This is a genomic window from Spirosoma oryzae (genome assembly GCF_003002825.1).
GTDB classification, from domain to species: Bacteria; Bacteroidota; Bacteroidia; order Cytophagales; family Spirosomataceae; genus Spirosoma; species Spirosoma oryzae.
Genome location: NZ_PVTE01000007.1, coordinates 184,055 through 207,558, shown reverse-complemented (window position 1 = coordinate 207,558; position 23,504 = coordinate 184,055). Strand labels below are relative to the sequence as shown.

The window sequence follows — 23,504 nt, the reverse complement described above, 5'->3', positions numbered from 1 at the left end:
ACATAAAAAAAGCGTCCAGCCACCGCTGAACGCTTTCGATCGGGTTAGTCCGTCTCGTCAAGTTGAAAAATAGCCTCGACGGGCTGGTCGAACACCCGGGCTATTTTCAGCGACAGCACCGTCGACGGCACATAGCGGTTTGCTTCGATCGAATTGATCGTCTGCCGACTCACCCCGATCCGGTCGGCCAGCTCTGCCTGCGACAGGTTCTGTTCCGCCCGGCACACTTTCAGCCGGTTTTTCATAAGGTCAGCAGGGTGTTCGTATGCCGGTGCAGGAGCCAGCGAAAACGCCCGATAAACACCAGCAGTACCGTGAACATGTTGTAAACCATGACATCGATGAACGCAGTGTCATAGACAGCCAGCATAGCGATTGCCAAAACTACATAATTGGCGTAGATACTCCACTGCAACGCTTCCAGCCGTAATCGACTAATCATTTCATCCTCAACCTGTTCTTTGGAGAATGCGATTAGCAAAAGTCCGGCAATCATACCCAGTCCGGCCAGTTCGTCGGTCAGGTTGTTCATACAACTTCCATCCCAACAGCCTTGAAAAAATGTACCTTTCACCGTAAGCCACTTAACCATAAACCCACCGTACCGATTGGCGATACCTAGGAGTAGAGACGGCACGAAAAGAACCCAGCCAATCAGCCGGTACCGATGTGGAAACAACCATTTTGCCTGCATGCTATGTAAAGTTTATTTGACAGCACAAGTGTAAATTTAGTTTTACATAATAGCAAGCAAACTTTACATATCTGGCAAAAAAAATTTCCGACAATGGATGTATTGCCGGACTCTATGTGCGTGTCGAAGGGGCTCGACTGCATGAGAAGGCCATCACGGTGTTTACCGTGTCCTTCCGGGAACAGGATTATTACTTACGATAGTCCGTAGGCAAACAACATACTGCCTACTAAAGCGCATACGGTCTGAAAGACAGTTGAAACTATCAATACGTGCAGTGGCTCTGAAAAATCTTTCTGTTTACTGAGTGCAACAATTAGGACACTACCAAGCGCTATGATTGATGATAGAGCAACTCCCAGCAACGTGAACGCAGCGAATCGCTTCATGACTAGAAGAACTATACCTTCTTCAGCGAGTAGCCTTTGCGTTGTTTGGGCAGATCCAATCGAAAACACCGCTGACCAAAATGCGACGAAGATTCCGCAGATCGATATGAAAATCATATAGAAGCTATCGCACAGTATATCAATGCATTTGTCCACTGCTTCAACTGTTCTTTACCCACTTATCCAGTCCTGCCGTCTCACCGCGTAGATCAGTTCATCGACGTATTCTCCGTTTTTGTAAAGCGTTCGGTCAAAACGGGCTTCCAGTACAAAGCCATTCGTTTCCAGTACTTTCTGTGACGCTGCGTTAGTACCAAACGGGCGGGCGAAAACGCGATCGATGTCGTACGTCTTGAAGGCAAAGTCAACAACTCGTTTTATCGCGGCACGGACGATTCCTTGTCCCCAGAAAGGCTCAGCCAGCCAATAGCCGAGTTCGGCATTTTTCCGGTGAATGTCGGTTTGCGGATGAATCCCAATACCACCAACGGCTTCCCCCTCAACGTCGATGGCAAACAGATGAATCGGACTGTCAGCCGTCGCAAACGCGATAAAGGACTGCCCGTCGGCTTCCGTGTACGGATGCGGAAACTTGTCGGTCATATTCCTAGCAACCTGCCAGTTGTTGGCGTACTTGACCAGGCTATTTAGATCACTCATCGCCCAGGGTCTGAGGGTAAATGCTACTTGTGGATTCATCGTTCGCGTGTAGACCTAAACGGTTTTGAAAACCGTTTAGGTCTGTTAGTCAAGTAATTAGTTTTCATACTGTTAACTTAACAACTATGCAGTAATCCAGCCGACTCGTTTGCGCCAGGCGTCATAGCTTTCCCGTTCTGCCCGCCGGTCGGCTGCCGTCGGCGTTTTATTCTGTTCCACAGTCAGTTGCGCCATCCGCTCCGCAACGGTGTTTAGCCCCAATTGCCGACGCCGTTGATTCACCTGATCCAGCGACCCGTCGAGTTGGTACGGTACGAGACGCCCCTGCTCATCGCTGACAAATTGCGTTCCGTACGACTGAGGTCGATCGGTGTACATGGCAATCCGGTCGGACAGAAAAGCGAGGTTGACCGGGTCGATCGTGCGCGTCTGTTTCTGCGCGTTCATCAGGGCAAACGCCTGTTTCATGAAGTCAGGCAAACTGATCGCATGCTGAACGATTAACCAGGCCGCCTGACTAGCGGCCTCCCCTACCTGCTCCCGCGCTGGCCAGCCAATCTGACTGATTATCGTCTGAAGCCATCGGGCGTTGCTCAGGTGGACCGCTTCCATGTCCGGGTCATACCCACCCGACAGCTTACCCGCGTCGAACAGTTGCTGCCGAACGGCCAAATCGTGGTTGGCTCGTTCGATCAACTCGTTTGCAATGGCAGGATACAGCATCTCAACAGATTAGCGGATTATTTTTGGTGAACGTTGGTAAGCTAGTCAAGCGTATGAGATGTAGGAAACGAGACTATTTGGTACATATGCTCACGCTTTACAAATCAATAAAGAACCGAACTTTATCCTTACCTATTGCACCAATACGCTTGTAAAATTTGATAGCTCTATCATTGAAAACAGGCGTTTGCCACTGAATATTGACGCAACTAGTTTGGTCAGCAACAATTCTCAACTCGTTGAAAATATGTTCACCGATCCTGAGCCCTCTGAATGGTGGGTCTAGATACACGCAATCTACGTGTAAAAACTTCTCAGCATCCCAGGTTGAGAAATCGAACGTGTACGTAAAATAGCCAACTAAGCAAGAATTGACTTCAATGACGTAGCAGAAGAGTTTCTGACCACTAGTAAAAATTGCCGCTCTTAGCGCTGATTCTTTATTCGTTGACGTGTACTCCGCTTGCTCAAATTCAGCGTGTCGTCGGCATAATTCAATCAATTGACTAAGTTCCCCTTCCCGAATTTTTCTAATTACGTATTCCATTGCAGGTTAATTTCGGATTGTAAGAATTCGACAAAGCGTTCGAAATAAGCCGGATACGCCTGATGGGCACGAAAAGCAATGTAATGTTTCCGCTTCAATCCGTTCTTGCCGATCTTTACTGTCTTCAGTTCCCCGTTTTTGAGGTATGGCAATGCCGCCCATTTCGCCATTGCCATTACCCCCATATCGGCCTTTACCATCTCGATCGAGGCTTCTGTAAGCGGCAGGGGCGTTATTTTTTGGGGCGATACACCAGACGGAGCTAAGAAGAACTGATGAACTGTTACGGTCTCCAACGGTAATGAGTGAATAAACAAATGTTCATTCACAAAATCTTCAGCCAATACGTATGCTTTAGTAGCCCACTGATGATTTTCTGCAACGACCATTACAACTTCATCCTGAAAAAGCTCAATATACTGTATGGTAGCCTCTTCCAGTACATCACTTATAATCGCCACATCCAATACATTATCGAGCAATTTCTTTAGTGGATAATGGGTCGCTTCAACAACAAGTTTCAACTCGATATTTGGGTACAGCAGATGAAACTGCTTTAATACCGAAGGCAACCAGTGATAACTTGAGTAACATTCAGTGCTAATTCTAATTTCTCCAACTTCACCGATTAACAGGGATCTGACTTCCTTTTCCGTTTCGATCAGTTTATCAAGCACCATAGTGGCCGTCTCGTACCATTTTTCTCCGGCCTTTGTCAGAACCAATCTCTTATTTTGCCTTAAAAATAGCTTCGTACCCACCTGATACTCTGCTTCCTTGAGTTGGTGACTAAGGGCTGACTGAGTCAGGTGTAGCTTATCGATAGCTTTGGTAATACTACCTTCTTCGACAATAGCCTTAATTAAACGGAGATGTCTGATTTCCATTTTTTAAAGAAAAGCACAAAAATAGACCATGTATAAATAATCTTTTTATGAGAAATTTTGATGTATACGATGAATTCTTTTCGTTTTTATGGTCAATTAGACTACAATAGCTTTGGCCCATCGTTCACCTAACTGATTTGTAATTATGCATGAGCAACTAAACCACTATCAGAACAAACTAGCGTATGAGATGGACCCGTCGGACTTGTTCGACGCGCTGACCAATGGCGAAAATGTTATAGCGCTTGATGCTCGAAAGCCGTTTGGTTATGAAGCCGAACGCATTCCCACAGCTATCAATATTCCGCACCGGGAGATGAATGAAGAAACCACCAAACATCTAGACAGATCGGCTGTCTATGTTACCTACTGTGATGGAATTGGCTGTAACGCGTCTACGAAAGGGGCCCTGAACATGACGAAGCTCGGCTTTACCGTCAGAGAACTCATAGGAGGCATTGAGTGGTGGAAGTTCGATGGGTACGCGACGGAGGGTAAACAAGCCGCTGCTACCGGACAAAAAATTGCCTGTGCCTGTTAGCTGTTACAACGTCAGCGAACCCAGCTACGATAATACCATTCGGGTTTGTAGTAGTTGGGTTCGCTGACGTTGAACTAGCTAACAGGTCATAAGCTAGTACCCAATTTTAGCCAGTAGTTGCCGACTGACTCTTACCGGTAAAGAAGGTATTTTTTCCGCATCGTCCGGTAGGCCGTCAGGCCGGGTTCCCAACTCGCCCGGATGGCCTTCTCCGACACGCCATCCATGACCTGTTTGCGAAACGTATCGGTCCCGATCAGTCGCTCGATGGTACCCATTTCCTTGCTCAATTTGTTGTCAAAGAATTTCTCTTTGTGCGGGTGCGCATTGTACAGCTCGATCAGCCAGCTTATGTTGAGTTGCCGGCTTTTACGCATCCGGTTCACATCGTAGGTGCGCAGGTCGAGGCCGTAGCAAACCTGATCCGCAAACAAGGGCGTTTCGGCCATGCCTTTTATGCCCGTGGGCGTGTAGGAAAACGGATAGATTCCTTTCAGTTCCGGACTACCGACGACGGTAAAGGGGAAATACGTACCGCGTCCGTGGTTGAGGTACGTACCTTCAAACAGGCAGGTCGACGGGTAGAGCAGGATACCCTGCTGCGTGTTCAGGTTCGGCGAGGGCGCAACGGGCAATGTGTACGGCGTGTCGTGCGTGTAGTTGGCCACGCTGATAATTTTCAGTCGGCACTTCGCCTGATTCGCCAGCCATCCTTCACCATTGGCCATCTGAGCAAATTCACCCACCGTCAGGCCATGCGCGACGGGAATGGGGAACTGACCGATACCTGACTTGAACCGCATGTCCAGAATCGGACCGTCGATCAGGTAGCCGTTGGGATTGGGCCGGTCCAGAATCAGCAGTTCCAGGTTGCTTTCCTGACAGGCGTCCATCAGCCGGACAAGGGCGTTGATATTTGTGTAAAAGCGACAGCCGACATCCTGAAGGTCGTAGATGAGCACGTCGACGTCGGCCAGATCCTGCCGGGTAGGCTTGTTCTTTTTGCCGTACAGGGACACAATGGGAATACCCGTCGTGCTGTCCCGCTCGTCGTTCACAGCCACCCCCGCACTGGCTTTCCCCCGAAAGCCATGTTCAGGCCCGAACACTTTAACGATGGTTATGCCGCGACTAAGCAGACTGTCGACCAGGTGTTTCTTCCCAATGATCGATGTCGGATTGGCCATAATCGCCACCCGTTTTCCTTTCAAATACGGCACATACTGCTCCGTCTGATCGGCCCCGGTTCGTAACGCCTTATTAGGCAAATAGCTAGTCGTGCGATAGCTGCTGAGCCTGTCAGGGCTGTACGCTGTCAACACAAGCGCAGTTATAGCAAGCCAGCATACACTGGCAGCCAGTAAGGTTGGTTTAGTCATAATGGTTTGACCCGAACAAAGGGCCTTCGTCGTGAACCCGAAACGTCAGATTTTCAACTTTTGCAAGCTCTATTTTTCCTCGCTCGTATAGGTACAGCCCCAATGGTCGATGTGGGGTCTTTCGCCATAGGGGCCTACGCGTTTCAGCTAGCTGATTTTCTACAATATCCGTATTGGTCTGATCGATTGGCGACCGTAGAATGCGCTTGATATGATGACGATACGTCTGGTTGACCCAGCGTTTTCGCCACCGGATACCCTTGCGCGAACTTTTATTGCCCTCCATATAATCGTCCCGCCGGTCGAACTGATAGCTCAGTCGCTTTTTCTCCTGAGGTGTCCTAAACGTGCCCATTTCCTACAAATCATACACGACTTTCATCGTGCTGGTAATACGATCCGTTAGCAAATCGATTAGTTCTTCGTCCATGAATTCGTAGTCATCAGGAATATTTAAGACGTTGATGTCTGGCAAATCCAATTGACGAAACTGATCCCGAATTCTGTTCCGTTGCCCGGCATCCATAACGAAGGCCAGATCTGCCCAGTTTAAATCATTCTCGGTGAGTTTATGATCACTTTGCGGACTTAAACCCGCCGAGCGAATATTGAAGCGGTCGTCATTTTTAAAGATATGTTCGGCCGTTCGGCTCCGCTTCTTATTCCGCCCACAAACCACAAGCACATTCGGTCGTCGATTCATTATATTTATATCCTTCTCGATTAATTATCTGAGCATTCGCAGGCGCAAGGAATAAAAAAACTACGGGCTATATAAGTAAACGACTATTAACACACTTCACAGTTTAATAAACCAATGAATTAATTCACGTAGATCAAAAATAGGTTATTCGTCAATATCCTCGAACACAAGTATATTACTATCCTTATCGATTTTTATTTTTCTAAACGTAGGCGCATATCCATCACCTTGTGGCTCAAACAACTCTCTCACAAAAAATTGATCTGTTGCATAGTTACGGATAATTCTTCTTCCTGTATACCGATTCGGCGTTTGAAACAAGCTATCGTCTATCCAGGTTTCATCTTTCTTATGACTGAAATCCGGCGAGTCTATGATCAAACGAATGAGCTTACGCCTATCATTTTCTGTAATTTTTAGCGTAAACGTGTGATAGTAGTCTCCGATAGCTGACATCGATTCATTTTTCAGTAGTTCGAAATCATCTTTTAGTTTAACATTCTGCTCTGTTAACAACTCTTCAGCATCGCTCTTGGAAAAGAGCTGATCTTCGAAAATCATATATGCAGTAAACAAAACAAAAAGTAGATAACTACTAACTAACAATCTCTTACCCAATTTTGGATGTCCCAGTCGTTTGGCTATCCATTGAAGGGTATACCCGACGGCGACAAAAGCAAGTAGAATCGACAAATAGGCTAGTACATACGGAACCATATTTTTTATGCAAGCACAAGTTCTTTGTTATATATAGCTTAATTCGTTGCGAAACATGTTTTGTCATGCTGACGCAGGAAGCAGCTTCGGAAGGAAAACTATTTTGTTGTTAGCGAAGATGCTTCCTGCGTCAGCATGACAAAATATAATCCGTTGTATTTTCAATAACCCGCTTAAACAGAGTCAGGCTCATTAGTCAGTCGATTTTTCGGATCAGCGAAAGTCTGCTAATGAGCCTGAGAACCAACAATCAGGTTCTTCTACTACGATAACTATTTACCTTTCTTGCAGCGCGAAGATCTGCTTCATCGGCACCCATTTTTCGCCGGGTTTGGCGAAGGGCAGCGGTTGCTGAAATGTGCTGACGAACGCTTCCCACTCCTGCACCGCTGGGTTGGCGGCATCCATGGCCGCTTTGGTTTCGAACGAGAAATCGTCGTCGGTTTCGATGATCATGAACAAGCGGTTGCCAGCCCGGAAGATCTGCATGTCGTTGATACCGGCCGAGCGAATGCTGTCGGCAATTTCTGGACGCGCTTTTTCGTGCTGCCGTTCGTATTCGGCAATCAGGGCAGGGTCGTCTTTTAAGTCGAGCGCAAGGCAATAACGCATATCAGGGAACGAGTTCAGGTGGGGTGTTGGGTGTATGCAAATCCGTCGAGGTAATCTTGTAGCCGTTGGCCGCGAAGAACACGATATACGCAAAGCAGACCAGCGGTACGATCAGGGCATAGACCGCGCCCCGCTCGAACAGGCCACCAGCGACCAGCGGCATCAGTGCACCGCCGACGATGCTCATAATCACCAGCGATGAAGCCAGTTTCGATTCGGCACCCAGGCTTTTCGTCGCCAGGGCGAAGATGGTTGGGAACATGATGCTCTGACAGAAATAAACGAAGCTCAGCGCGATAACGGCGGTCAGTCCACCGGCGGTAATGGCGATGGCAACCAGCGCCACGGCGACGGCAGAGAAAATCGTCAGGACCAGATTCGGCCGCATTTTGGTCATCAGGAACGTACCGACGAAGCGACCCAGCATCAGCAACACCAGCGCAAACGACGCGTGGAAGCCAGCAATCTGCGTCGCCGACAGCTGACCACCTTCGTTACCCGTCAGGCCGTTGATCAGGTGCATGAAGCCCAGCGCAGGTCCCCAGTGAATGTCCCGCGAAAAGTCGAGTTTAAGGTCAACGAAGTAGCCCCACAGTACGGCCTGTGCGCCGACGTTGGCAAACTGCGCGATGATACCCAGTACCAGATGCCGGTGCCGGAACAGCCGTCCGATCGATACATTGCTGCTTTCCTCTTCTTCCTCCCCAACTTCGGGCATCTTCGTCACGGCGAACAGAATCGTCACCAGCGCGATGATTGTTCCGATAACCAGGTACGGTCCCTGCACGGACAGGGCTTCCTGCACGCGAATCGCTTCGGCCTGCGCCGGGGCCATGGTTGCCATCATCTCCGGCGTGTATTCGGTTTTCGAGAAGATGAACAGAGCCCCGATTATCGGCCCCATGATGATGCTGATGCCGTTGAACGACTGCGAGAAGTTGATACGCCATTCCGATTTGGCCGGATCGCCCAGCACGGTCACGTACAGGTTAGCCGCCGTTTCCAGACAGGCGATACCGCACGCCATCGTAAATAGCGCGACCAAAAAGAAGCTGTAGACGCGGGCTTCGGCGGCCGGATAGAACAGAAGCGCCCCCCCGCCGTACAGGATCAGGCCCAGCAATATCCCGCGCTTGTAGCCAAACCGGCGCATGACATAACCCGCCGGCAAGGCCATAAAGAAATAGCCGAGGTAAAAGGCGAAGTCGACGATACCGGCCTGAAACCGGTTGAGATCGAGGGCAATCTGAAACTGCTTGATGAGCGAGCCGTTGAGGCTGTTGGCCAGTCCCCACAGAAAGAACAGGCTGGTGACCAGCCCGAACGCCAGGCCGTAATTCCCCCCCGAGCCGGGCTTTACCTTAACGGGGGTAGTTGGTGTTGGCAATGCCATAAAGAGGTAGGGTTTCGATAATCGGTTTTCAGTGTACAGTATTCGGTACGTGGAGAGTCTACAGCCGGTAAAAGGTCGTGGCGTTAGTGCCGAACACCTTGTCGCGGACGTCGTTGCCCCAGGGATCGACGTATTCTTCGATCAGCGTTTTGACCTGCGTGTAGTTGGCAGCAACCAGACAGACCGGCCAGTCGGAGCCAAACATGAGCCGGTCGGGGCCGAAGCTTTCGAAGGCGAAATTCAGGTACGGGAAGAAGTCGCGCTTGCTCCAGTGCTGCCAATCGGCTTCCGTCACCAGTCCCGACAGTTTGCAGGATACGTTGGGCTGCGCGGCCAGTTGCGTCATGAAATTCGACCAGCGCGTAATCTCACCCGTTTTGACGTACGGCTTCGCCATGTGGTCGATGACAAAGTTCACTTCCGGTACTTCCCGCACCAGGTGCAGCGCGGCTTTCAGCTGATTCGGGTAAATCAGAATATCGTACGTAAAGCCAAATTCAGCCAGTTGCCGGATGCCCTTGACGATAGCCGGACGCGTCAGGAAATCGTCAGGCTCGGCCTGGGCAACATGCCGAAACCCTTTCAGGGCCGAATGCTGCGCCAGATCCGTAAGCTGATCGCGCAGATCAGCAGCCGTCAGATCGACCCAGCCCACCACACCCTTGACGATGTCGTAGGCCTGCGCCAGCTGCATCAGAAACCAGGTTTCTTCCAGCGACTGACTGGCCTGCACGGCCACGCACCCATCGATGCCGTTCTGCTGTAGCACCGGTTCGAGATCTTCGGGTAGAAAATCACGACGGATCACCGCCATGTCGTCGGTAATCCAGCTATCCCGTACCGGATTGTACTGCCAAAAATGCTGATGTGCGTCGATGGTCATGGGAAAATGAGTGATTGAGCGAATGACTGATTGAGTGATTGAATAGGCTGTCGCAAAACATTCAATCACTCAATCATTCATTCACTCTATTATTCTGTATACGCTACTGCGGTTTGTTTTTGTTGTCCTAGTCCGTCGATGCCCAGTTCGACGACGTCGCCGGGCTTCAGGTAGCGCTGGGGTTTCAGACCCAGACCAACGCCGGCGGGGGTACCCGTCGAGATGACATCGCCCGGCAGCAAGGTCATGAACTGACTGATATAGCTCACCAGTGTCGGCACGTCGAAAATCATGTCGTCGGTGTTCGAGTCCTGGAGTTTCTCGCCGTTCAGTGTCAGCCAGAGGGGCAGCTTGTTCGGCTCGGTGATTTCGTCGGTCGTGACCAGGTACGGCCCCAGCGGAGCAAAGGTATCGGCGCTCTTGCCTTTCACCCACTGACCACCGCGTTCCAGTTGCCAGGCGCGTTCGCTGTAGTCATTGTGCAGCGCGTAACCGGCGATGTAGTCCATCGCTTGATCAAGCTCGACGTAGCTGGCCCGCTTCCCGATCACGATAGCAAGTTCGACTTCCCAGTCGGTTTTTTCGGACCGTTTTGGAATGACGACATCGTCGTTCGGGCCGCACAGTGCTGTCGTGGCTTTATAGAACAGGATAGGTTCTGCCGGGATAGGCGCATTGGTTTCAGCCGCGTGTTTGGCATAGTTCAACCCGACGCAAATAATCTTCGAGGGTCGTTTTACGCAGGGACCAAACCGCTCGTCGGGCGCTACCTCGGGGCAGTTCTGCGCGTGTGATTCCAGCCAATGCGTCAGCCGGGCAATGCCGTCGGTTGTAAAAAACGACTCGTCGTAGTCTTCACCAAAGTGGGTTACGTCGATCGACTGACCGGATGGGAGAACGACGCCGGGCCGTTCGTGGCCGCTAGGACCGAAGCGAAAAAGTTTCATCTAATCATTCAGGCTTTTGGTCAAAAGTACGGCAGGCAGACTCTTTAACCATGCGATGTCGAAAGAATAGCCCGGTTTGCGTTACTTAACCGGCTATACTGTGCAAATAAGCTGCTCCCCGCACCTTGTTTACAGCCCCCTGTTTGTCAAGCCTGTCGGGCCTGATCCCGGCATTCAATTTGATAAATTTGTCGTACGTATTCTCCCATCCTCCGCTATGCGCCTGTTATTAGTCCTTGTACTATCCTTCCTGCTCCTGCCTGTTTACGGACAGGTAGTAGCGCCCAAAAAGCCACAGCGAACGCTCTTTACCCTCAAGGCAGTCGACAGTCGGACGTCGGCTACAGTGTCGGCGCAGTTTTCGGTGACGGCGATCCAAGCCCGCAAAACGTATTCCAGCCCCCGCACCACCCTGTTCGATTTTATCCTGACGCAGACCGACACGATCAACGTACTGGCTAAGGCCCCCGGCTATTTCGACGCGGAAGAACTGATGGTCGTTTCCTGCGATACCTGCCACGACTACGAGTACGTAATCAAACTCGACCCGAAAGCCCAGAAGCAGCCACTACTGACTCCAGCGAAAGCCAGCGAGACGGCCAAAGCCGACACGGTATTTCGTAATCTGGCGATCAATCAGGCCATTCAGCTCGACAACGTCTACTTCGAACAAAGTACCTACACGTTGCGCCCCGAGTCATACCCGCAACTCGACAAGCTGGTCAAGACGTTGCGAACCAGTCCCCAGCTAATCATTCTGGTGGCGGGCCATACCGATAATGTGGGCGACAAACGACTCAACCAGGCCCTTTCCGAAAACCGAGCCAGCGTCATCCGGGCGTATCTGATGCGGCACGGCATCGCTGAAAACCGGTTACAGGCCCACGGCTTTGGCGATACCCAGCCGGTGGCCCCCAACGATTCCGAAGCCAACAAACAAAAGAACCGGCGCGTCGAATTCGTTGTACTGGCGATGTAATGTCGGTTTATGGTTTTCAGTTTTTCGGTATACGGTCAGCGGCAGACATGCTCCTCGCCGGCTAACCGGACAGGCGTTCACTGAAAACCGTAAACTGCATACCGTAAACCGTAAACGCTGCTATGCACTACTTCGTCCGGCCTAGCTCGGTCGTTCGCCGAATCTGGGGCGATGCCGACGTGATTCTGTTGATCTTCGCTGGGTCGGCGGCTGAGTTCGCGCTCAACAAAGCCGTCGACTGGCTGTTTTTTACGGGCCGGCTCCCCGCCGATCCCATTGCCCGGCTGTTTTCGACGGTTCGCTACGCGCAGGAAATCGTGTTTGCGCCCGACGACCGCGCCCGACAGGCCATTGCCCGGATGCATACGATTCACAAAGGCGTCGAGCAGAACCGGGGATACAGCATCCCGGATTGGGCCTACCGCGACGTACTGTACATGCTGATCGATTACTCGGAGCGGGCCTATCAACTGCTGCACCGCCCCCTGACCGATCCCGAGCGGGAAGAACTGTTTACGACGTTTCGCGCCGTAGGGGCTGGCATGGGCGTACCCGATCTGCCTGTTACCTACGCCGACTGGCAGGTCGACCGGCGAAAGCACCTGGACAATGATCTGCTACGAAGCGACTACACCGACCGACTCTTTCAACGGTATCACGAACAGCTCGGCACATGGCGCTACAACCTGCTTCGGCGCGTGCAGTCGATTCTGGTGCCGGAGCAGGTCCGGAGCCCGCTGGCACTTACCCCCGACCCGATCCTGCCGCACAGCATCAGTCTGTATAAACTGCTAAATGCGTTCAAACTCCGATCGGTCGTGCAGCGGATTCTGCTGCCAACGGAATACCTGGCGCAAATTCAGGGGCTCGACCAGCCAGTCAGGTAGCTCGTCTCAACTGGCAAGGTACTGTTGAGCCAAACAGAGCCAGTAATCGTTACCTTTACCGCGCTGACCTTCATCAACATGCTTCCTGTTAACCCCATTACCACGTCCATTTTTGACCTGTTCAAAATTGGTCCGGGCCCGTCGAGTTCGCACACGATTGGCCCCATGAAAGCCGCGTTCGATTTCCGCGAACGACTCGCTACCTTACCCGACGACCTGCAACATCGTGCCGACGCCGTTCAGGTACATCTGTACGGATCACTGAGCGCCACGGGAAAAGGTCACGGTACCGACCGGGCCGTCGTTGCCGGGCTGCTGGGCTGGCAACCCGAAACCACCGATCCGGCCGCCCTGCTCAACCTGCTTCGTGACCCAACGGTCAGCTATGCGCTCCCGGTTGGCCCGTACACCGTTCAGCTACGACCGGAACACATTCGGTTCGAGCGCGTCCGCTACGAGTCGCCGTACCACAACACGATGGTGTTGCGCCTGACCCAGCAGGGCGAGACACTGTACAGTGAAGAATATTATTCGATCGGCGGGGGCTTCATCATCCGCAAAGGCGAACCCACCGTCGATCCGGCCAGCGTATCGGTGCCGTATCCGTACGGGACCATGACCGAGCTAAAGGGGCAACTCACCAAACACGCGATAACGCTCGATGCCCTGCTGATGGCCAACGAAATGGCCCTGACCGGCCGAACACGCAGCGACGTCAACCACCGCATCGATCAACTGCTCGACTACATGCACAAGGCCGTCCGGCGGGGGCTGCGCCATAGTGGTACGCTACCCGGCTCGATCAAGCTTAGTCGGAAAGCGCCCCAGTTGTACCAGCAGGCGAAAGGCATGGGGCAGTTAGGACCAGCCCTCCGCTCCGACAGTTTCCTCATTTTCCTGAACGCTTACTGTCTGGCCGCGTCGGAAGAAAACGCAGCCGGCGGCATCGTCGTTACGGCCCCCACATCGGGGGCGTCGGGCGTCATTCCGGGGCTGACGTACCTGGCCAAGCATCAGTTTCACTACGATAAGGCGACGCTGCGCAGTGGCATGCTGGCAGCAGCTGTCATCGGCTTTCTGGTCAAGCACAACGCCAGCATCTCCGGGGCCGAAATGGGCTGCATGGGTGAGATCGGTACGGCGTCGGCAATGGGGGCGGCTTTTCTGACGCGCTGCGCCCAGCCAACCGGCTCGATCAGCGCCATCGAAGCGTCCGCCGAAATCGCCATCGAACACCACCTGGGCATGACCTGCGATCCCATCGGCGGGTACGTACAGATTCCGTGCATCGAGCGGAACGCAATGGGGGCCGTCAAAGCCTACAACGCCTTTTTGCTGGCAACGGCAGGCTCGGCCAGCAAGCAGAAGATTTCCCTCGATGCGGTCATCAAAGTCATGAAAGCAACCGGCCGCGACATGTCGACCAAGTACAAGGAAACCTCAGAGGCCGGGCTAGCCCTGAGCGCCACCGAATGCTGAGCTTAACGGCATCTTAAAACAATTGTGGGGTGGAAGCAGGTTAGGTCGTATACGTTTCGATACGACCAACTACCTTCTCCCATGGTTAACGTATACACAACCAAACAGCAGCGGGTGCTGCTCATCACCGCCCTGGTTATCCTGGGCGGGTTTATCATTTTCGGCCTTAGTGGCTACATCTCTGCTTTCATCGGTGCAGGCATTCTGTATGTCGTGCTGCTACCCTGGTTCAACGCACTGGCCATCAAGCGCGGCTGGAACCGGTCGCTGGTCGTTACGCTACTGATCCTGTTTTCGCTGCTGGTCATCATCCTGCCGTTTCTGACGCTCAGCCTGTTGTTGATCGGTCGGATTCAGTACTACATTCAGCATAGCGATCAGATTCTGGCACTGGCAAAAAAACTCGAAGACCTTACGGGCTACGAGATCACCAGTCAGCAGAATATCCGCACGGCACTGTCGCAGGCGGGCACCTACGCCAGTCAACTGTTGCCTTCTATCGCGGGTAGTACGCTGGACTTTATCGTAATCATCGGGCTGATGTTCTTCACGATGTGGTATATGTTTACCCAGAAGGAAGACTTTGAGGGCGGTCTACAACGCTACCTGCCCTTCAAGAACGATACGCAGAAAGAACTGGGCGAATCGCTGAAAAACAACGTCAACGCCAACGTACTGGGGCAGGCACTGGTTTGTCTGGTGCAGGGCGCGCTGACGGGACTGACGCTGTGGATTTTTGGTGTACCCGACGCGCCGTTCTGGGGGGTTGTTTCCTTCTTCATGGCCTTTATCCCCGTCCTTGGCACGCCCATCATCTGGGCACCAGCGGGGTTGATTCAGCTGTCGGAAGGGAATACGGCGCAGGGTATTGGCATTCTGGTCGTTGGTACGATCGTCATCATCAATATCGACAACCTGCTACGGATCGCACTGGCCAAACGCATGGGCGATATTCACCCCTGGATTACACTGGCTGGCATCGTGCTGGGTGTACCGATCTTCGGTATTCTGGGTCTGGTCGTAGGCCCACTGATCCTCTCCTATTTCATCGTACTCATCAAGGTCTTCGAGCGTGAAAACCGACGGCAGGAAAAAGAAGTCGTCCGCGACAAACTGGAAACCCAGCGCGAAGCCCAGCGGGAGGTTTGATAAGGATTGAATGAAAGAATGATTGAGTGATTGAATAGGCTGACGCATGCCACCATTCAAGCACTCAATCATTCTTTCATTCAATCACTAATCGTTCTGCCGCGTTACTTTGCTGGCGCCAGACGCGTTGGAGTTGAGGTTGGTAACGTTCCCCAGACTGACGTGGCTGGCCCCACTGGCGTCGACAGTGGCCGTGCTGACCTGCATTGATTCGGCGTCGATTTTGCTGGCTCCACTTAGTTCCGCGTCGAGCTTGGTGGCTGTGCCCCGTAGTACGAGATTCGATGCACCCGACAGATCGACTGACAGATCCTGTACGGTTCCGTCAAATACGGTCCGGCAGGCACCACTCATCGAAATCTCCAGGTTGTCGTAGCGATCGAATCCAGCCAGGTTTGCTTTCGAGGCACCCGCCAGTTCCAGTTTGTCGATCGACGGCACGGTAATCGTCAGGCCGATACGCTTCCGGTTTTTCCAGTCGAACATACCGGTTTTCTTCATCGACACATTGGCCGTTTCGCCATCCACGTCTACCTCGACTTCGTCCAGATCCTCTTCGCTCCCGTCGGCGACGACCTTGTATTGATCCCCCTTGCGGAAACGAACGACGAATGCGCCACTTACGTTGACCTTCGAAAACTCGCCAACGGTGAACTGACGGGTATGATCGCCAATGGCCTCAAAGTCGTCACCCAGTTCATTGGCAACTGCACTTTGTACCTCGTCGGTCAGGTCGGTCACGTCGCTATCATCATTGTAATAGGTAGTGTTTAGCTCGCGGGGGAAGTTCAGGCAGGTCAGCCCTTCTTCTTTGGTGAACACCCACACACTGGTTTCCATCCGGTCGATTTCCTTGCTGCCGAATTCATTACGGATGAAGTGCGCAAAGGCTTCCGTCATGCGGAACGGTTTGCCGTAGGGAATTTTCATCGTTATGTTCAGATTCTGCCCACGGAAGCTGGCTCCGGGTGCGAGCGACACCCCATCATCGAACCGCACCGTCGAGTCCTGCACCGTATACTGGTAGCGCAGTTGCAGCGCGTTGGCTTTGGCCTCGTCCCGGTTGCTTCCCTGCGACCGGTAGTGTTTCACCAGTTGAATGGCGGTGCCGTTATAGCCTTCGAGTTCAATCGACGGTTTCCAGTCAGCGTCTGAATCTTCCATGGCGAAGGTCACTACACGACCTGCTACGTTCAGCGTAGCCGTCTGCTCGACACTACCCCGGCGCTGGAAACTGCTGATCACCGGCGTGATCGTACCCCCGAAGACAACCAGGGCCAGCAGCCACACCCCCGCCAGCGACAGGGCTACCCGACTACCGATGAACGGACGGGTCGTGATGAGCATGATGCCCAGCACCGCCAGCCCGAAGGCAGGAATGAGTCCGGCCACGACACCCGACAGGACCATCGGCATGGTGATGTCGTTGCGGATCATCTCGAAGGGAAAATTACCCGTTTGCACCGTGTTCAGGCCGATGGCGGCACCCAGGAATGCCAGACAGGCAATCATCAGTGCGAAGCCCAGCAGCAACAGAATGATACCGGCCGTCACGCGAATCAGAGCCACTATGCCGTTCAGAAACGGTCCCAGTGCGTTGCCCAACCCCTTCAGAATCATGGCTACGGCCCGGAAGGGAAACAGCAATATGCGCGTCATACTGCTTTCGCTATTCGGCGTATCGTTGATGTTCAGGCTCTGTTTGATGCTGTTTTCGATGTTGTAGAGCGTAATCGGCTGCCCCTGCATCTCCATTTTTTCCGTCACGGTATTGGCCGCCGGTGAGATGATCCAGAGGACGATGTAGAACAGGAAGCCGACGCCGAAGAACACGATTCCGAGCACGAACAGCAACCGCACCACACCGGGGTCGACCCCGAAATAAGCCGCAATACCCGACGCTACCCCGCCCAGCACTTTGTCGTCGGGGTTCCGGAAAAACTTCTTCTTGGTTTTGTCTTCCTCGATACCGACCGAGCCCGGCAGCGCAATCCACATGGCGATGTATATCAGTACCGTAAATCCTGATAGTGTTCCGGAAAATTCACCATCACTACCCGAGACACCGGCCAGCGTCGGGAAACCAACGACTAGCGCGACAAACAACAGACGAATCCAGACGACGTCGACGCTGAAGTAGTGGGCCAGACCAGCGGCTACCCCACCCAGCGTTTTCCGGCGCAGGTCGCGCACCAGCCGGCGCGGACCCGCATAGTCGCCCGCTGGCGGAACCGTACCCGATGCGGTGCTGCTGCCCGACGACGTAGCCCCCACCGGCGGCACCTGACGGCTGCCACCGGTCGAGTTACGGCCACCCGTCGTCACGAGGACTTCTTCTTCTTCGACCGCTTCGAAGTCGGCGACGGAGCCCATGGCCGCTACCAGTTCGTTGACGTCTTCAAGCGATACGGCCTGCTTATCGGCGGCTTTCAGCTTGGCCAGCAGCTTTTCGGCGATCCGGTTTTCGATGTCGGTGACGATTTCCTGACTGTCTTCGTAGGTCGAGAAATACTGTTGTACCGATGATAAATAGTGTTTCAGCTTGTCGTAGCCATCCTCCTCGATGTGGAAGATCACCCCGCTGATGTTGATGCTGATTGTCTTTTTCATGGCGTTTTACAGAAAGGGGAGGTCAAGCGTTGGACGAAGGAGTGATTGGCGAGCCCGGCAGTTCCACCGATACGGCACCGTTGCCCGGTTTTTTGTGCTGATCCGTTTTACTGACAATGGCGTTGACGGATTCGGCCAGTTCCTGCCAGGTGTCGTTGAGGGCTTCCAGTGAGGTGCGCCCCAGATCGGTCAGCAGGTAGTATTTTCGCGGTGGCCCGGACGTCGATTCGACCCACTTGTAGTCGAGCAGTCCGGCATTTTTCAACCGGGTCAGTAGCGGATAGAGCGTACCTTCCACGACCATGATCCGGGCCGACGTTAGCTCGTCGAGCATATCGGAGGCATACACTTCGCCCCGCGATATGATGTGAAGAATGCAGAATTCCAGAATTCCCTTCCGCATCTGCACCTGCGCGTTTTCTATATTCATAGCGACGGTATGTAAATGAGTGAGTGGTTGAGTGAATGCGGGAACGACGAAATTGATCAGGCACCTGGCCATTCGATCACTCAGTCATTCACTCATTCAATCTTGATAAGACAAATATATACATAAGGTACTATGCAATGCAAAGTACCTTATAAAATTAACCTTGTTTTCAGGATAAGCGGTAATGATCGTGGGCCGAATGGTTTGTCGGTAAAGAACCCGGCATGAAGTGTGTACATAGTCAGGCACGTTGTCTCTATGCACCACACCTACCTGACCTTCATACTGTTGTTGATCACCCGGTTCGGCTGGGGGCAGTCACCGCGAGCGGGGAATGAATGGATTGTCTATACCCAGTCGTACCTGAAGATTCCGGTGGTTCAGCCGGGTTTGTATCGCATCACACCGGCCGACCTGCAACGGGCTGGCTGGCCCGTGTCAACGATCGATCCGACTGCCATTCAGCTTTTCCACCGGGGTACCGAACAGGCCATTTTCGTTGCCGGTCAAACTGATGGTCGTCTGGACGCCGACGATTACATCGACTTCTACGGCCAGGGGAACGATGGCGCGCCCGACTCGCTGCTGTATCGGCCGGCCAGCGCCATGCCCCACCCCTACTACAGTCTGTTCAGCGACACGACGGCTTATTTTCTGACCTATCGGCTCGACGGCAAAAGCGGTAAGCGCATGGCCAGCTACACAGACAGCGACGAAACCGGTTTAACGGCCGAGAGCTGGCACTGGGCTGAAGAACGGCGCGTATTCACGCAGACATACCCCACCGGAACCATCTATCCCCTTGGTGCCAATGCGGGTAACGGCGCTATCCTGAGTAGCTACGACACCGGCGAAGGCTGGACAGGCCCAATTCTCAGACCGGCTGACCGCTACGATCAGCTAGTCAACCTGATTGATTACGCGAGTGCCGCCGGTGTCAGGCCACGCGCCAGTTGGCTGGTGGTGGGTCGTACGCCAACGCCCCACCGCATGGCGTTCAGCGCCGGCGCAACAGCGGGTTCATTACGCGCACTGGGCGCGGTTACGTACGACGACTACGCGACGAGCCGCTTTGACACCGAGCTTTTTTCATCTGATCTGTCGGCAACCGGTTCGGTCGTGTTGACGGCGCAACCGGGTGAGACCAGCGAAGAGGCCTCTGTATCGTATCTGAGCCTGCGGTATCCGCAGCGTATTTCGGTGCCTGGTCAAACGAATCAATGGCTTCAACTGCAGACAGATTCCACCGGGCGCAGCCTGCTCGATCTGACCAGTCTGCCCGCCAGTACGCCCATCCTTGACATTAGCAACCCCGACGCAGTAACCCTGATCGGCAGTAATACGACCGATCACTGGCGGGGTATCGTTCGGGCTACGCAGACAGGCCGATCCTTGTTTGTCAGCCACCAGCCGCGATCGGTACCGACGCTGCTTCCTGTCCGCTTCCGCCAGATCACGCCAGCGCGACACAACTACCTCATCGTCACGCATCCGTTGCTCCGACAGCCGGTGGGTACCATAGCCGACCCGGTGCAAACCTACGCGGCTTACCGGGCGTCGCTGGCGGGCGGCAGTTACGACACACTGACGGTGAACATCGGGGAGTTGTTCGATCAGTTTAGCTACGGCGAGCGGCACCCGCTGGCGATTCGCCGGTTTGCCGCTTACATGCTTTCCGGCGGAGCGGGCCCCAAATTTATGTTCCTGATCGGGCAGTCGCGCGACCCGCAGAGCATCCGCAAAAACGCCAGTGGCCCGCTGCTCGACCTGATTCCCAACATCGGCTGGCCGGGTTCCGACCTGGGGCTGGTAGAAGGACTGAACGGTGAACCCGCCAACGTACCGGCCCTGCCCATCGGTCGGCTGAACGCCATCCGGTCGCCGTCAGTGCTCGATTATCTGGCGAAAGTACAGGCCCACGAATTGCTGGACGAACCCGCTCTCTGGCGCAAAAACAGTCTGCACCTGAGTGGTGGGCGTACTCCCGCCGAGTTACAGACATTCCGGAGTTATGTCGATGATTTCAAAGGAGTGATCGAACAATCGTACGTCGGCAGTCGGGTTACGACCGTATCCAAACGGACGAACGATCCGGTAGAAATCCTACAAATCGCGGATATGGTCAACAAAGGCACAGGCATGATTTCCATGTTCGGCCATTCCAGCCTCGCCGTCTCCGATATCGACATCAGCTTCGTCAGCGACGACCGGCTCGGGTATCGTAACAAAGGGCGGTATCCGTTTCTGTTCGCCAACGGCTGTGCAGCCGGCAATTTCTATTTTGGCCGATCTACCTTTGGTACCGACTGGATACTGACGCCCGACCGAGGGGCAATCCTGTTTCTGGCGCACACGCACATTGGCTTCCCCTTTGCCCTCAAAACCTACGCCGATCAATTGTATAGTCTGCTGGCTGACAGTCAGTTTGTGACCCGACCCGTTGGACTGGTGCAGCGCGAAGCCATCCGGCGTTACCTGCGGGCGAGCAACACCATTTATACCGCCACGACGGCGCAGCAGATGACGTTGCAGGGCGACCCGGCCGTGGCTGTTTTTCCGTTCGCTCAGCCCGACTTCGCTTTCCTGCCTCGTAGCCTGCGCGTGACCGACAGCCGGGGCGATTCGCTGACCGTCCGTTCCGACTCCGTGGTGCTGACAGGCATTGTTGCCAACTACGGACGCACGACGAACCGACCGCTTACGGTCCGCATTCGACGGTATACGGCAGCGGGCCAGTTGGTGCGGGACTACCGCCTTGCGCAGGCGGCCCCGCTCTACGCCGACACGCTCCGCTGGACAGTACCCAACGACAAAACCGCTACCGGACCAGCCTTCTTCGAGTTGCTACTCGACCCCGACGACCGCATCCCCGAACGGATCGAAACGAACAACAAAGCCGAGATCAGTTCGGCCGGATCGCTCGACGCCCTGCCCTTTCCACCGGACGTGGTCGCGCCTACCCTCGACGTTGCGTTCGACGGGCAACACATCAGCGACGATGCCATCGTTGCCCCCCAGCCCCGCATCGACGTACTGCTTCAGGATGACAACAGCCGCCTGCTCCGCTCGGACACAACTAATCTGGAACTGTACCTGCAACGACCCTGTGCAAATTCGCCCTGCCCCTACGAGCGGCTGAGTCTGCGTGGCCCCGGAACAAGCTGGACCGCTGCCGGTACCGACAATGCGTTTCGACTCCAGTACCAGCCCGCCACCCCGCTGCCCGATGGTACCTACACGTTTGCGGTGCGCGGCAGTGATCTGAGCGGCAATCAGGCGGCTCCGTATCAGATTCAGTTCACGGTATACAATCGGTCCGAACTCCGCTCCGTAACGGCCTACCCCAACCCATTTAGTCGGCAAATCCGCCTGTCGCTCGTCCTGACCGGTCAAATCCCACCCGCCCGGTTGACCCTGCGGCTGTATGATGTAGCGGGTCATGCAGTGCGAACCGTATCGATACCGGGGCGTATTGGCCTGAACGAGTGGACGTGGGACGGCAACGATGACGCTGGCAATCCGTTACCGGCCGGTTTGTATCTGTATCAGATCGACGCTACCGGCTTACCCACAACTACGGTACCCTTGTCGGGCCGCCTTATCCACTCGCCATGAACCGACCACTCCAACTGACGCTCCTACTTCTGGTTACCGGTGGCCTGATTCTCGGGTTGTGCGTCGTCAACCCCAACCGATTTACTACCGTCGACTCAGGCTATTACCTACAATCAGCGACGAACCTGCTCAACGGACAGGGCTACGTCATCAGCAACAACGGACAACTGGTTTGGAACGGTATTTTTCCCATCGGCTACTCCATCCTGATTGTGCTATCGTCGTTTCTGACAAACCTTTCCGTGCTGTGGGCGTCAAAACTGGTCAACGTGCTGGCGGTTAGTCTGTCGGCGATTGCCTGGCAGTACCGAATTGGCACTACCCGGACCCTTTGGCTGCTATCGGTCTGGTGGCTGGGCGGTTTCCTTAAAATACTGGCGTCGACCTGGTCCGAGACGGTCTTTCTGGTCGTGCTGGCGGAGTGGGTGTGGTGCCTGTTTCGCTTTCTGCCCGAACCTACGCGGTGGCATACAGTCCGCCTGTTTCTGGTGAGCTGTGCCTTATTCCTTCTCCGCTATGTCGGTGTTTACGTTGTCCTGACGACGCTGCTACTGACGGGCCTAAGCAGGCTAAACCGCCAACGGCTGGAACGTACTCTGCGGCTCACATTTGGGCAGGGCGCACTGGTGTGGCTGTTGATCTGTTCACTGGCAGCCCTGACAGGCTTTCGCGCTTATTTTTACCTGAACAACCAGCTATCAGGATCGCCGTTCGGGGGCGAACGCTTTCTGGCTACCGAGCCCGCCCCCGTTTTGGCTCACTTATTCGGGCAATCGTTGCTGAATGAACTTTTGCTCATCCGGCATTTTACGCCGAACCAGCCGACCGGACTAACCTGGTTGGGTACGGGGCTACAAACTTTTTTATCCGTCGGTTTATACGCCCGCTGGCGTAGGCATACCCGCATACAGGAATCAGCGCCCCCGCTCGGTGCACTCAGCCGGTTGTTTATCCTGACCGGGGTCACCTATCTTCTTGTGCTGTTTGCGTTGCGCACTGTCAGTCCGTTTAGCGGCCCGAATCTGCGGCTCATGGCCCCTGCTACCTTTTGCCTGTTATCGGCTACGCTGCTTTGGGTCAGTGCATCGCACCACCTGCGTCGTCTGGTTCTGCCCGTCTGGATCGCTCTCCTGTTCTGCTCCTGGCTTCAACTCCTACCCCAGGCCGATATGAGCCGCAAGCTGAACCGTATCCTGCCGTTTAGCGAGCAACACGCTCCCCCAAACAATCCCTGTTCTCCACCGGGCCAGTTTTCGCATTAATGCTTTCTCAGGCCGCGT

The 23,504-nt window shown here is 54.0% G+C and carries 22 protein-coding genes; 7 read left to right on the top strand and 15 right to left on the bottom strand.

What is annotated here, in order from left to right; genetic code table 11:
• Window positions 1–44 precede the first annotated feature (44 nt).
• The 6 genes from CLV58_RS10260 to CLV58_RS10230 form a co-directional block, all read right to left on the bottom strand.
• Window positions 45–245: a helix-turn-helix transcriptional regulator gene (locus CLV58_RS10260; protein ID WP_106137701.1), complete on the bottom strand. Its 201-nt coding sequence runs from the start codon at window positions 243–245 to the stop codon at window positions 45–47.
• On the bottom strand, window positions 242–532 hold the full coding sequence (locus CLV58_RS28745; RefSeq protein ID WP_245882296.1) for a hypothetical protein: 291 nt from the start codon (window positions 530–532) through the stop codon (window positions 242–244). The genes CLV58_RS10260 and CLV58_RS28745 overlap by 4 nt, the downstream gene beginning before the upstream one ends.
• Before the next feature lie 722 nt (window positions 533–1,254).
• Window positions 1,255–1,782, bottom strand: coding sequence for a GNAT family N-acetyltransferase (locus tag CLV58_RS10245; RefSeq protein WP_106137698.1), 528 nt, complete (start codon window positions 1,780–1,782; stop codon window positions 1,255–1,257).
• Between the two features lie 84 nt (window positions 1,783–1,866).
• A complete protein-coding gene (locus tag CLV58_RS10240; RefSeq protein WP_106137697.1) occupies window positions 1,867–2,466 on the bottom strand; it encodes a DUF6624 domain-containing protein in 600 nt (199 codons plus the stop codon).
• Window positions 2,467–2,563: 97 nt separating this feature from the next.
• Window positions 2,564–3,013: a GNAT family N-acetyltransferase gene (locus CLV58_RS10235; protein WP_106137696.1), complete on the bottom strand. Its 450-nt coding sequence runs from the start codon at window positions 3,011–3,013 to the stop codon at window positions 2,564–2,566.
• Window positions 3,001–3,900 (bottom strand): LysR family transcriptional regulator, encoded by a 900-nt coding sequence (locus CLV58_RS10230; protein WP_106137695.1) that lies wholly within the window; start codon window positions 3,898–3,900, stop codon window positions 3,001–3,003. Before CLV58_RS10230 ends, CLV58_RS10235 begins: the two co-directional genes overlap by 13 nt.
• Before the next feature lie 145 nt (window positions 3,901–4,045).
• On the opposite strand from CLV58_RS10230, the gene CLV58_RS10225 reads away from it, so the two are divergent.
• Complete coding sequence (locus tag CLV58_RS10225; protein WP_106137694.1) at window positions 4,046–4,441, top strand: rhodanese-like domain-containing protein; 396 nt, start codon at window positions 4,046–4,048, stop codon at window positions 4,439–4,441.
• Window positions 4,442–4,572: 131 nt separating this feature from the next.
• On the opposite strand, the gene CLV58_RS10220 is transcribed toward CLV58_RS10225, so the two are convergent.
• The 7 genes from CLV58_RS10220 to CLV58_RS10185 all read right to left on the bottom strand — a co-directional run bounded on the left by CLV58_RS10220 (window position 4,573) and on the right by CLV58_RS10185 (window position 11,075).
• Window positions 4,573–5,820 carry an exo-beta-N-acetylmuramidase NamZ family protein gene (locus CLV58_RS10220; RefSeq protein WP_106137693.1) on the bottom strand — a complete coding sequence of 416 codons (1,248 nt, stop codon included), beginning with the start codon at window positions 5,818–5,820 and terminating at the stop codon, window positions 4,573–4,575.
• 358 nt (window positions 5,821–6,178) lie between these two features.
• Entirely contained in the window at window positions 6,179–6,523 is a 345-nt protein-coding gene (locus CLV58_RS10210; RefSeq protein ID WP_106137691.1) for a low molecular weight protein tyrosine phosphatase family protein, read from the bottom strand.
• Window positions 6,524–6,667: 144 nt separating this feature from the next.
• On the bottom strand, window positions 6,668–7,084 hold the full coding sequence (locus CLV58_RS10205) for a hypothetical protein (RefSeq protein ID WP_146141406.1): 417 nt from the start codon (window positions 7,082–7,084) through the stop codon (window positions 6,668–6,670).
• A 432-nt stretch (window positions 7,085–7,516) separates the two neighbouring features.
• Window positions 7,517–7,852: an L-rhamnose mutarotase gene (locus tag CLV58_RS10200; RefSeq protein WP_106137689.1), complete on the bottom strand. Its 336-nt coding sequence runs from the start codon at window positions 7,850–7,852 to the stop codon at window positions 7,517–7,519.
• Between the two features lies 1 nt (window position 7,853).
• On the bottom strand, window positions 7,854–9,245 hold the full coding sequence (gene fucP / locus CLV58_RS10195) for an L-fucose:H+ symporter permease (RefSeq protein ID WP_106137688.1): 1,392 nt from the start codon (window positions 9,243–9,245) through the stop codon (window positions 7,854–7,856).
• A gap of 58 nt (window positions 9,246–9,303) precedes the next feature.
• The gene (locus CLV58_RS10190) at window positions 9,304–10,128 is read right to left on the bottom strand and encodes an amidohydrolase family protein (protein WP_106137687.1); all 825 of its coding nucleotides are present in this window, start codon (window positions 10,126–10,128) and stop codon (window positions 9,304–9,306) included.
• A gap of 89 nt (window positions 10,129–10,217) precedes the next feature.
• Entirely contained in the window at window positions 10,218–11,075 is an 858-nt protein-coding gene (locus CLV58_RS10185; protein WP_106137686.1) for a fumarylacetoacetate hydrolase family protein, read from the bottom strand.
• Between the two features lie 217 nt (window positions 11,076–11,292).
• Between CLV58_RS10185 and CLV58_RS10180 the strand changes: the two genes are divergently transcribed.
• From CLV58_RS10180 to CLV58_RS10165, 4 genes are all read left to right on the top strand, one after another.
• Window positions 11,293–12,054, top strand: coding sequence for an OmpA family protein (locus tag CLV58_RS10180; RefSeq protein ID WP_106137685.1), 762 nt, complete (start codon window positions 11,293–11,295; stop codon window positions 12,052–12,054).
• Between the two features lie 122 nt (window positions 12,055–12,176).
• Entirely contained in the window at window positions 12,177–12,941 is a 765-nt protein-coding gene (locus tag CLV58_RS10175) for an oxygenase MpaB family protein (RefSeq protein WP_106137684.1), read from the top strand.
• A 78-nt stretch (window positions 12,942–13,019) separates the two neighbouring features.
• On the top strand, window positions 13,020–14,420 hold the full coding sequence (locus CLV58_RS10170) for an L-serine ammonia-lyase (RefSeq protein ID WP_106137795.1): 1,401 nt from the start codon (window positions 13,020–13,022) through the stop codon (window positions 14,418–14,420).
• Window positions 14,421–14,501: 81 nt separating this feature from the next.
• The gene (locus CLV58_RS10165) at window positions 14,502–15,569 is read left to right on the top strand and encodes an AI-2E family transporter (protein WP_106137683.1); all 1,068 of its coding nucleotides are present in this window, start codon (window positions 14,502–14,504) and stop codon (window positions 15,567–15,569) included.
• Between the two features lie 87 nt (window positions 15,570–15,656).
• On the opposite strand, the gene CLV58_RS10160 is transcribed toward CLV58_RS10165, so the two are convergent.
• Window positions 15,657–18,179, bottom strand: coding sequence for a PspC domain-containing protein (locus CLV58_RS10160; protein ID WP_106137682.1), 2,523 nt, complete (start codon window positions 18,177–18,179; stop codon window positions 15,657–15,659).
• Window positions 18,180–18,201: 22 nt separating this feature from the next.
• A complete protein-coding gene (locus CLV58_RS10155; protein WP_106137681.1) occupies window positions 18,202–18,609 on the bottom strand; it encodes a PadR family transcriptional regulator in 408 nt (135 codons plus the stop codon).
• A 258-nt stretch (window positions 18,610–18,867) separates the two neighbouring features.
• Between CLV58_RS10155 and porU2 the strand changes: the two genes are divergently transcribed.
• Together porU2 and CLV58_RS10145 are read left to right on the top strand one after the other, a co-directional pair.
• Window positions 18,868–22,224 carry a putative type IX secretion system sortase PorU2 gene (gene porU2 / locus CLV58_RS10150; protein ID WP_106137680.1) on the top strand — a complete coding sequence of 1,119 codons (3,357 nt, stop codon included), beginning with the start codon at window positions 18,868–18,870 and terminating at the stop codon, window positions 22,222–22,224.
• On the top strand, window positions 22,221–23,486 hold the full coding sequence (locus CLV58_RS10145; protein ID WP_106137679.1) for a hypothetical protein: 1,266 nt from the start codon (window positions 22,221–22,223) through the stop codon (window positions 23,484–23,486). The genes porU2 and CLV58_RS10145 overlap by 4 nt, the downstream gene beginning before the upstream one ends.
• The last annotated feature ends 18 nt before the right edge of the window (window positions 23,487–23,504 follow it).

Bases quoted from the DNA above. Each gene is read 5' to 3' on its own strand.
- CLV58_RS10145 (WP_106137679.1), top strand. From the start codon at position 22,221: ATGAACCGACCACTCCAACTGACGCTCCTACTTCTGGTTACCGGTGGC.
- CLV58_RS10200 (WP_106137689.1), bottom strand. From the start codon at position 7,852: ATGCGTTATTGCCTTGCGCTCGACTTAAAAGACGACCCTGCCCTGATT.
- CLV58_RS10210 (WP_106137691.1), bottom strand. From the start codon at position 6,523: ATGAATCGACGACCGAATGTGCTTGTGGTTTGTGGGCGGAATAAGAAG.
- CLV58_RS10180 (WP_106137685.1), top strand. From the start codon at position 11,293: ATGCGCCTGTTATTAGTCCTTGTACTATCCTTCCTGCTCCTGCCTGTT.
- CLV58_RS10170 (WP_106137795.1), top strand. From the start codon at position 13,020: ATGCTTCCTGTTAACCCCATTACCACGTCCATTTTTGACCTGTTCAAA.
- fucP (WP_106137688.1), bottom strand. From the start codon at position 9,245: ATGGCATTGCCAACACCAACTACCCCCGTTAAGGTAAAGCCCGGCTCG.
- CLV58_RS10225 (WP_106137694.1), top strand. From the start codon at position 4,046: ATGCATGAGCAACTAAACCACTATCAGAACAAACTAGCGTATGAGATG.
- CLV58_RS10260 (WP_106137701.1), bottom strand. From the start codon at position 245: ATGAAAAACCGGCTGAAAGTGTGCCGGGCGGAACAGAACCTGTCGCAG.
- CLV58_RS10230 (WP_106137695.1), bottom strand. From the start codon at position 3,900: ATGGAAATCAGACATCTCCGTTTAATTAAGGCTATTGTCGAAGAAGGT.
- porU2 (WP_106137680.1), top strand. From the start codon at position 18,868: ATGCACCACACCTACCTGACCTTCATACTGTTGTTGATCACCCGGTTC.
- CLV58_RS10190 (WP_106137687.1), bottom strand. From the start codon at position 10,128: ATGACCATCGACGCACATCAGCATTTTTGGCAGTACAATCCGGTACGG.
- CLV58_RS10205 (WP_146141406.1), bottom strand. From the start codon at position 7,084: ATGATTTTCGAAGATCAGCTCTTTTCCAAGAGCGATGCTGAAGAGTTG.
- CLV58_RS10160 (WP_106137682.1), bottom strand. From the start codon at position 18,179: ATGAAAAAGACAATCAGCATCAACATCAGCGGGGTGATCTTCCACATC.
- CLV58_RS10240 (WP_106137697.1), bottom strand. From the start codon at position 2,466: ATGCTGTATCCTGCCATTGCAAACGAGTTGATCGAACGAGCCAACCAC.
- CLV58_RS10185 (WP_106137686.1), bottom strand. From the start codon at position 11,075: ATGAAACTTTTTCGCTTCGGTCCTAGCGGCCACGAACGGCCCGGCGTC.
- CLV58_RS10155 (WP_106137681.1), bottom strand. From the start codon at position 18,609: ATGAATATAGAAAACGCGCAGGTGCAGATGCGGAAGGGAATTCTGGAA.
- CLV58_RS10175 (WP_106137684.1), top strand. From the start codon at position 12,177: ATGCACTACTTCGTCCGGCCTAGCTCGGTCGTTCGCCGAATCTGGGGC.
- CLV58_RS10220 (WP_106137693.1), bottom strand. From the start codon at position 5,820: ATGACTAAACCAACCTTACTGGCTGCCAGTGTATGCTGGCTTGCTATA.
- CLV58_RS10235 (WP_106137696.1), bottom strand. From the start codon at position 3,013: ATGGAATACGTAATTAGAAAAATTCGGGAAGGGGAACTTAGTCAATTG.
- CLV58_RS10165 (WP_106137683.1), top strand. From the start codon at position 14,502: ATGGTTAACGTATACACAACCAAACAGCAGCGGGTGCTGCTCATCACC.
- CLV58_RS28745 (WP_245882296.1), bottom strand. From the start codon at position 532: ATGAACAACCTGACCGACGAACTGGCCGGACTGGGTATGATTGCCGGA.
- CLV58_RS10245 (WP_106137698.1), bottom strand. From the start codon at position 1,782: ATGAATCCACAAGTAGCATTTACCCTCAGACCCTGGGCGATGAGTGAT.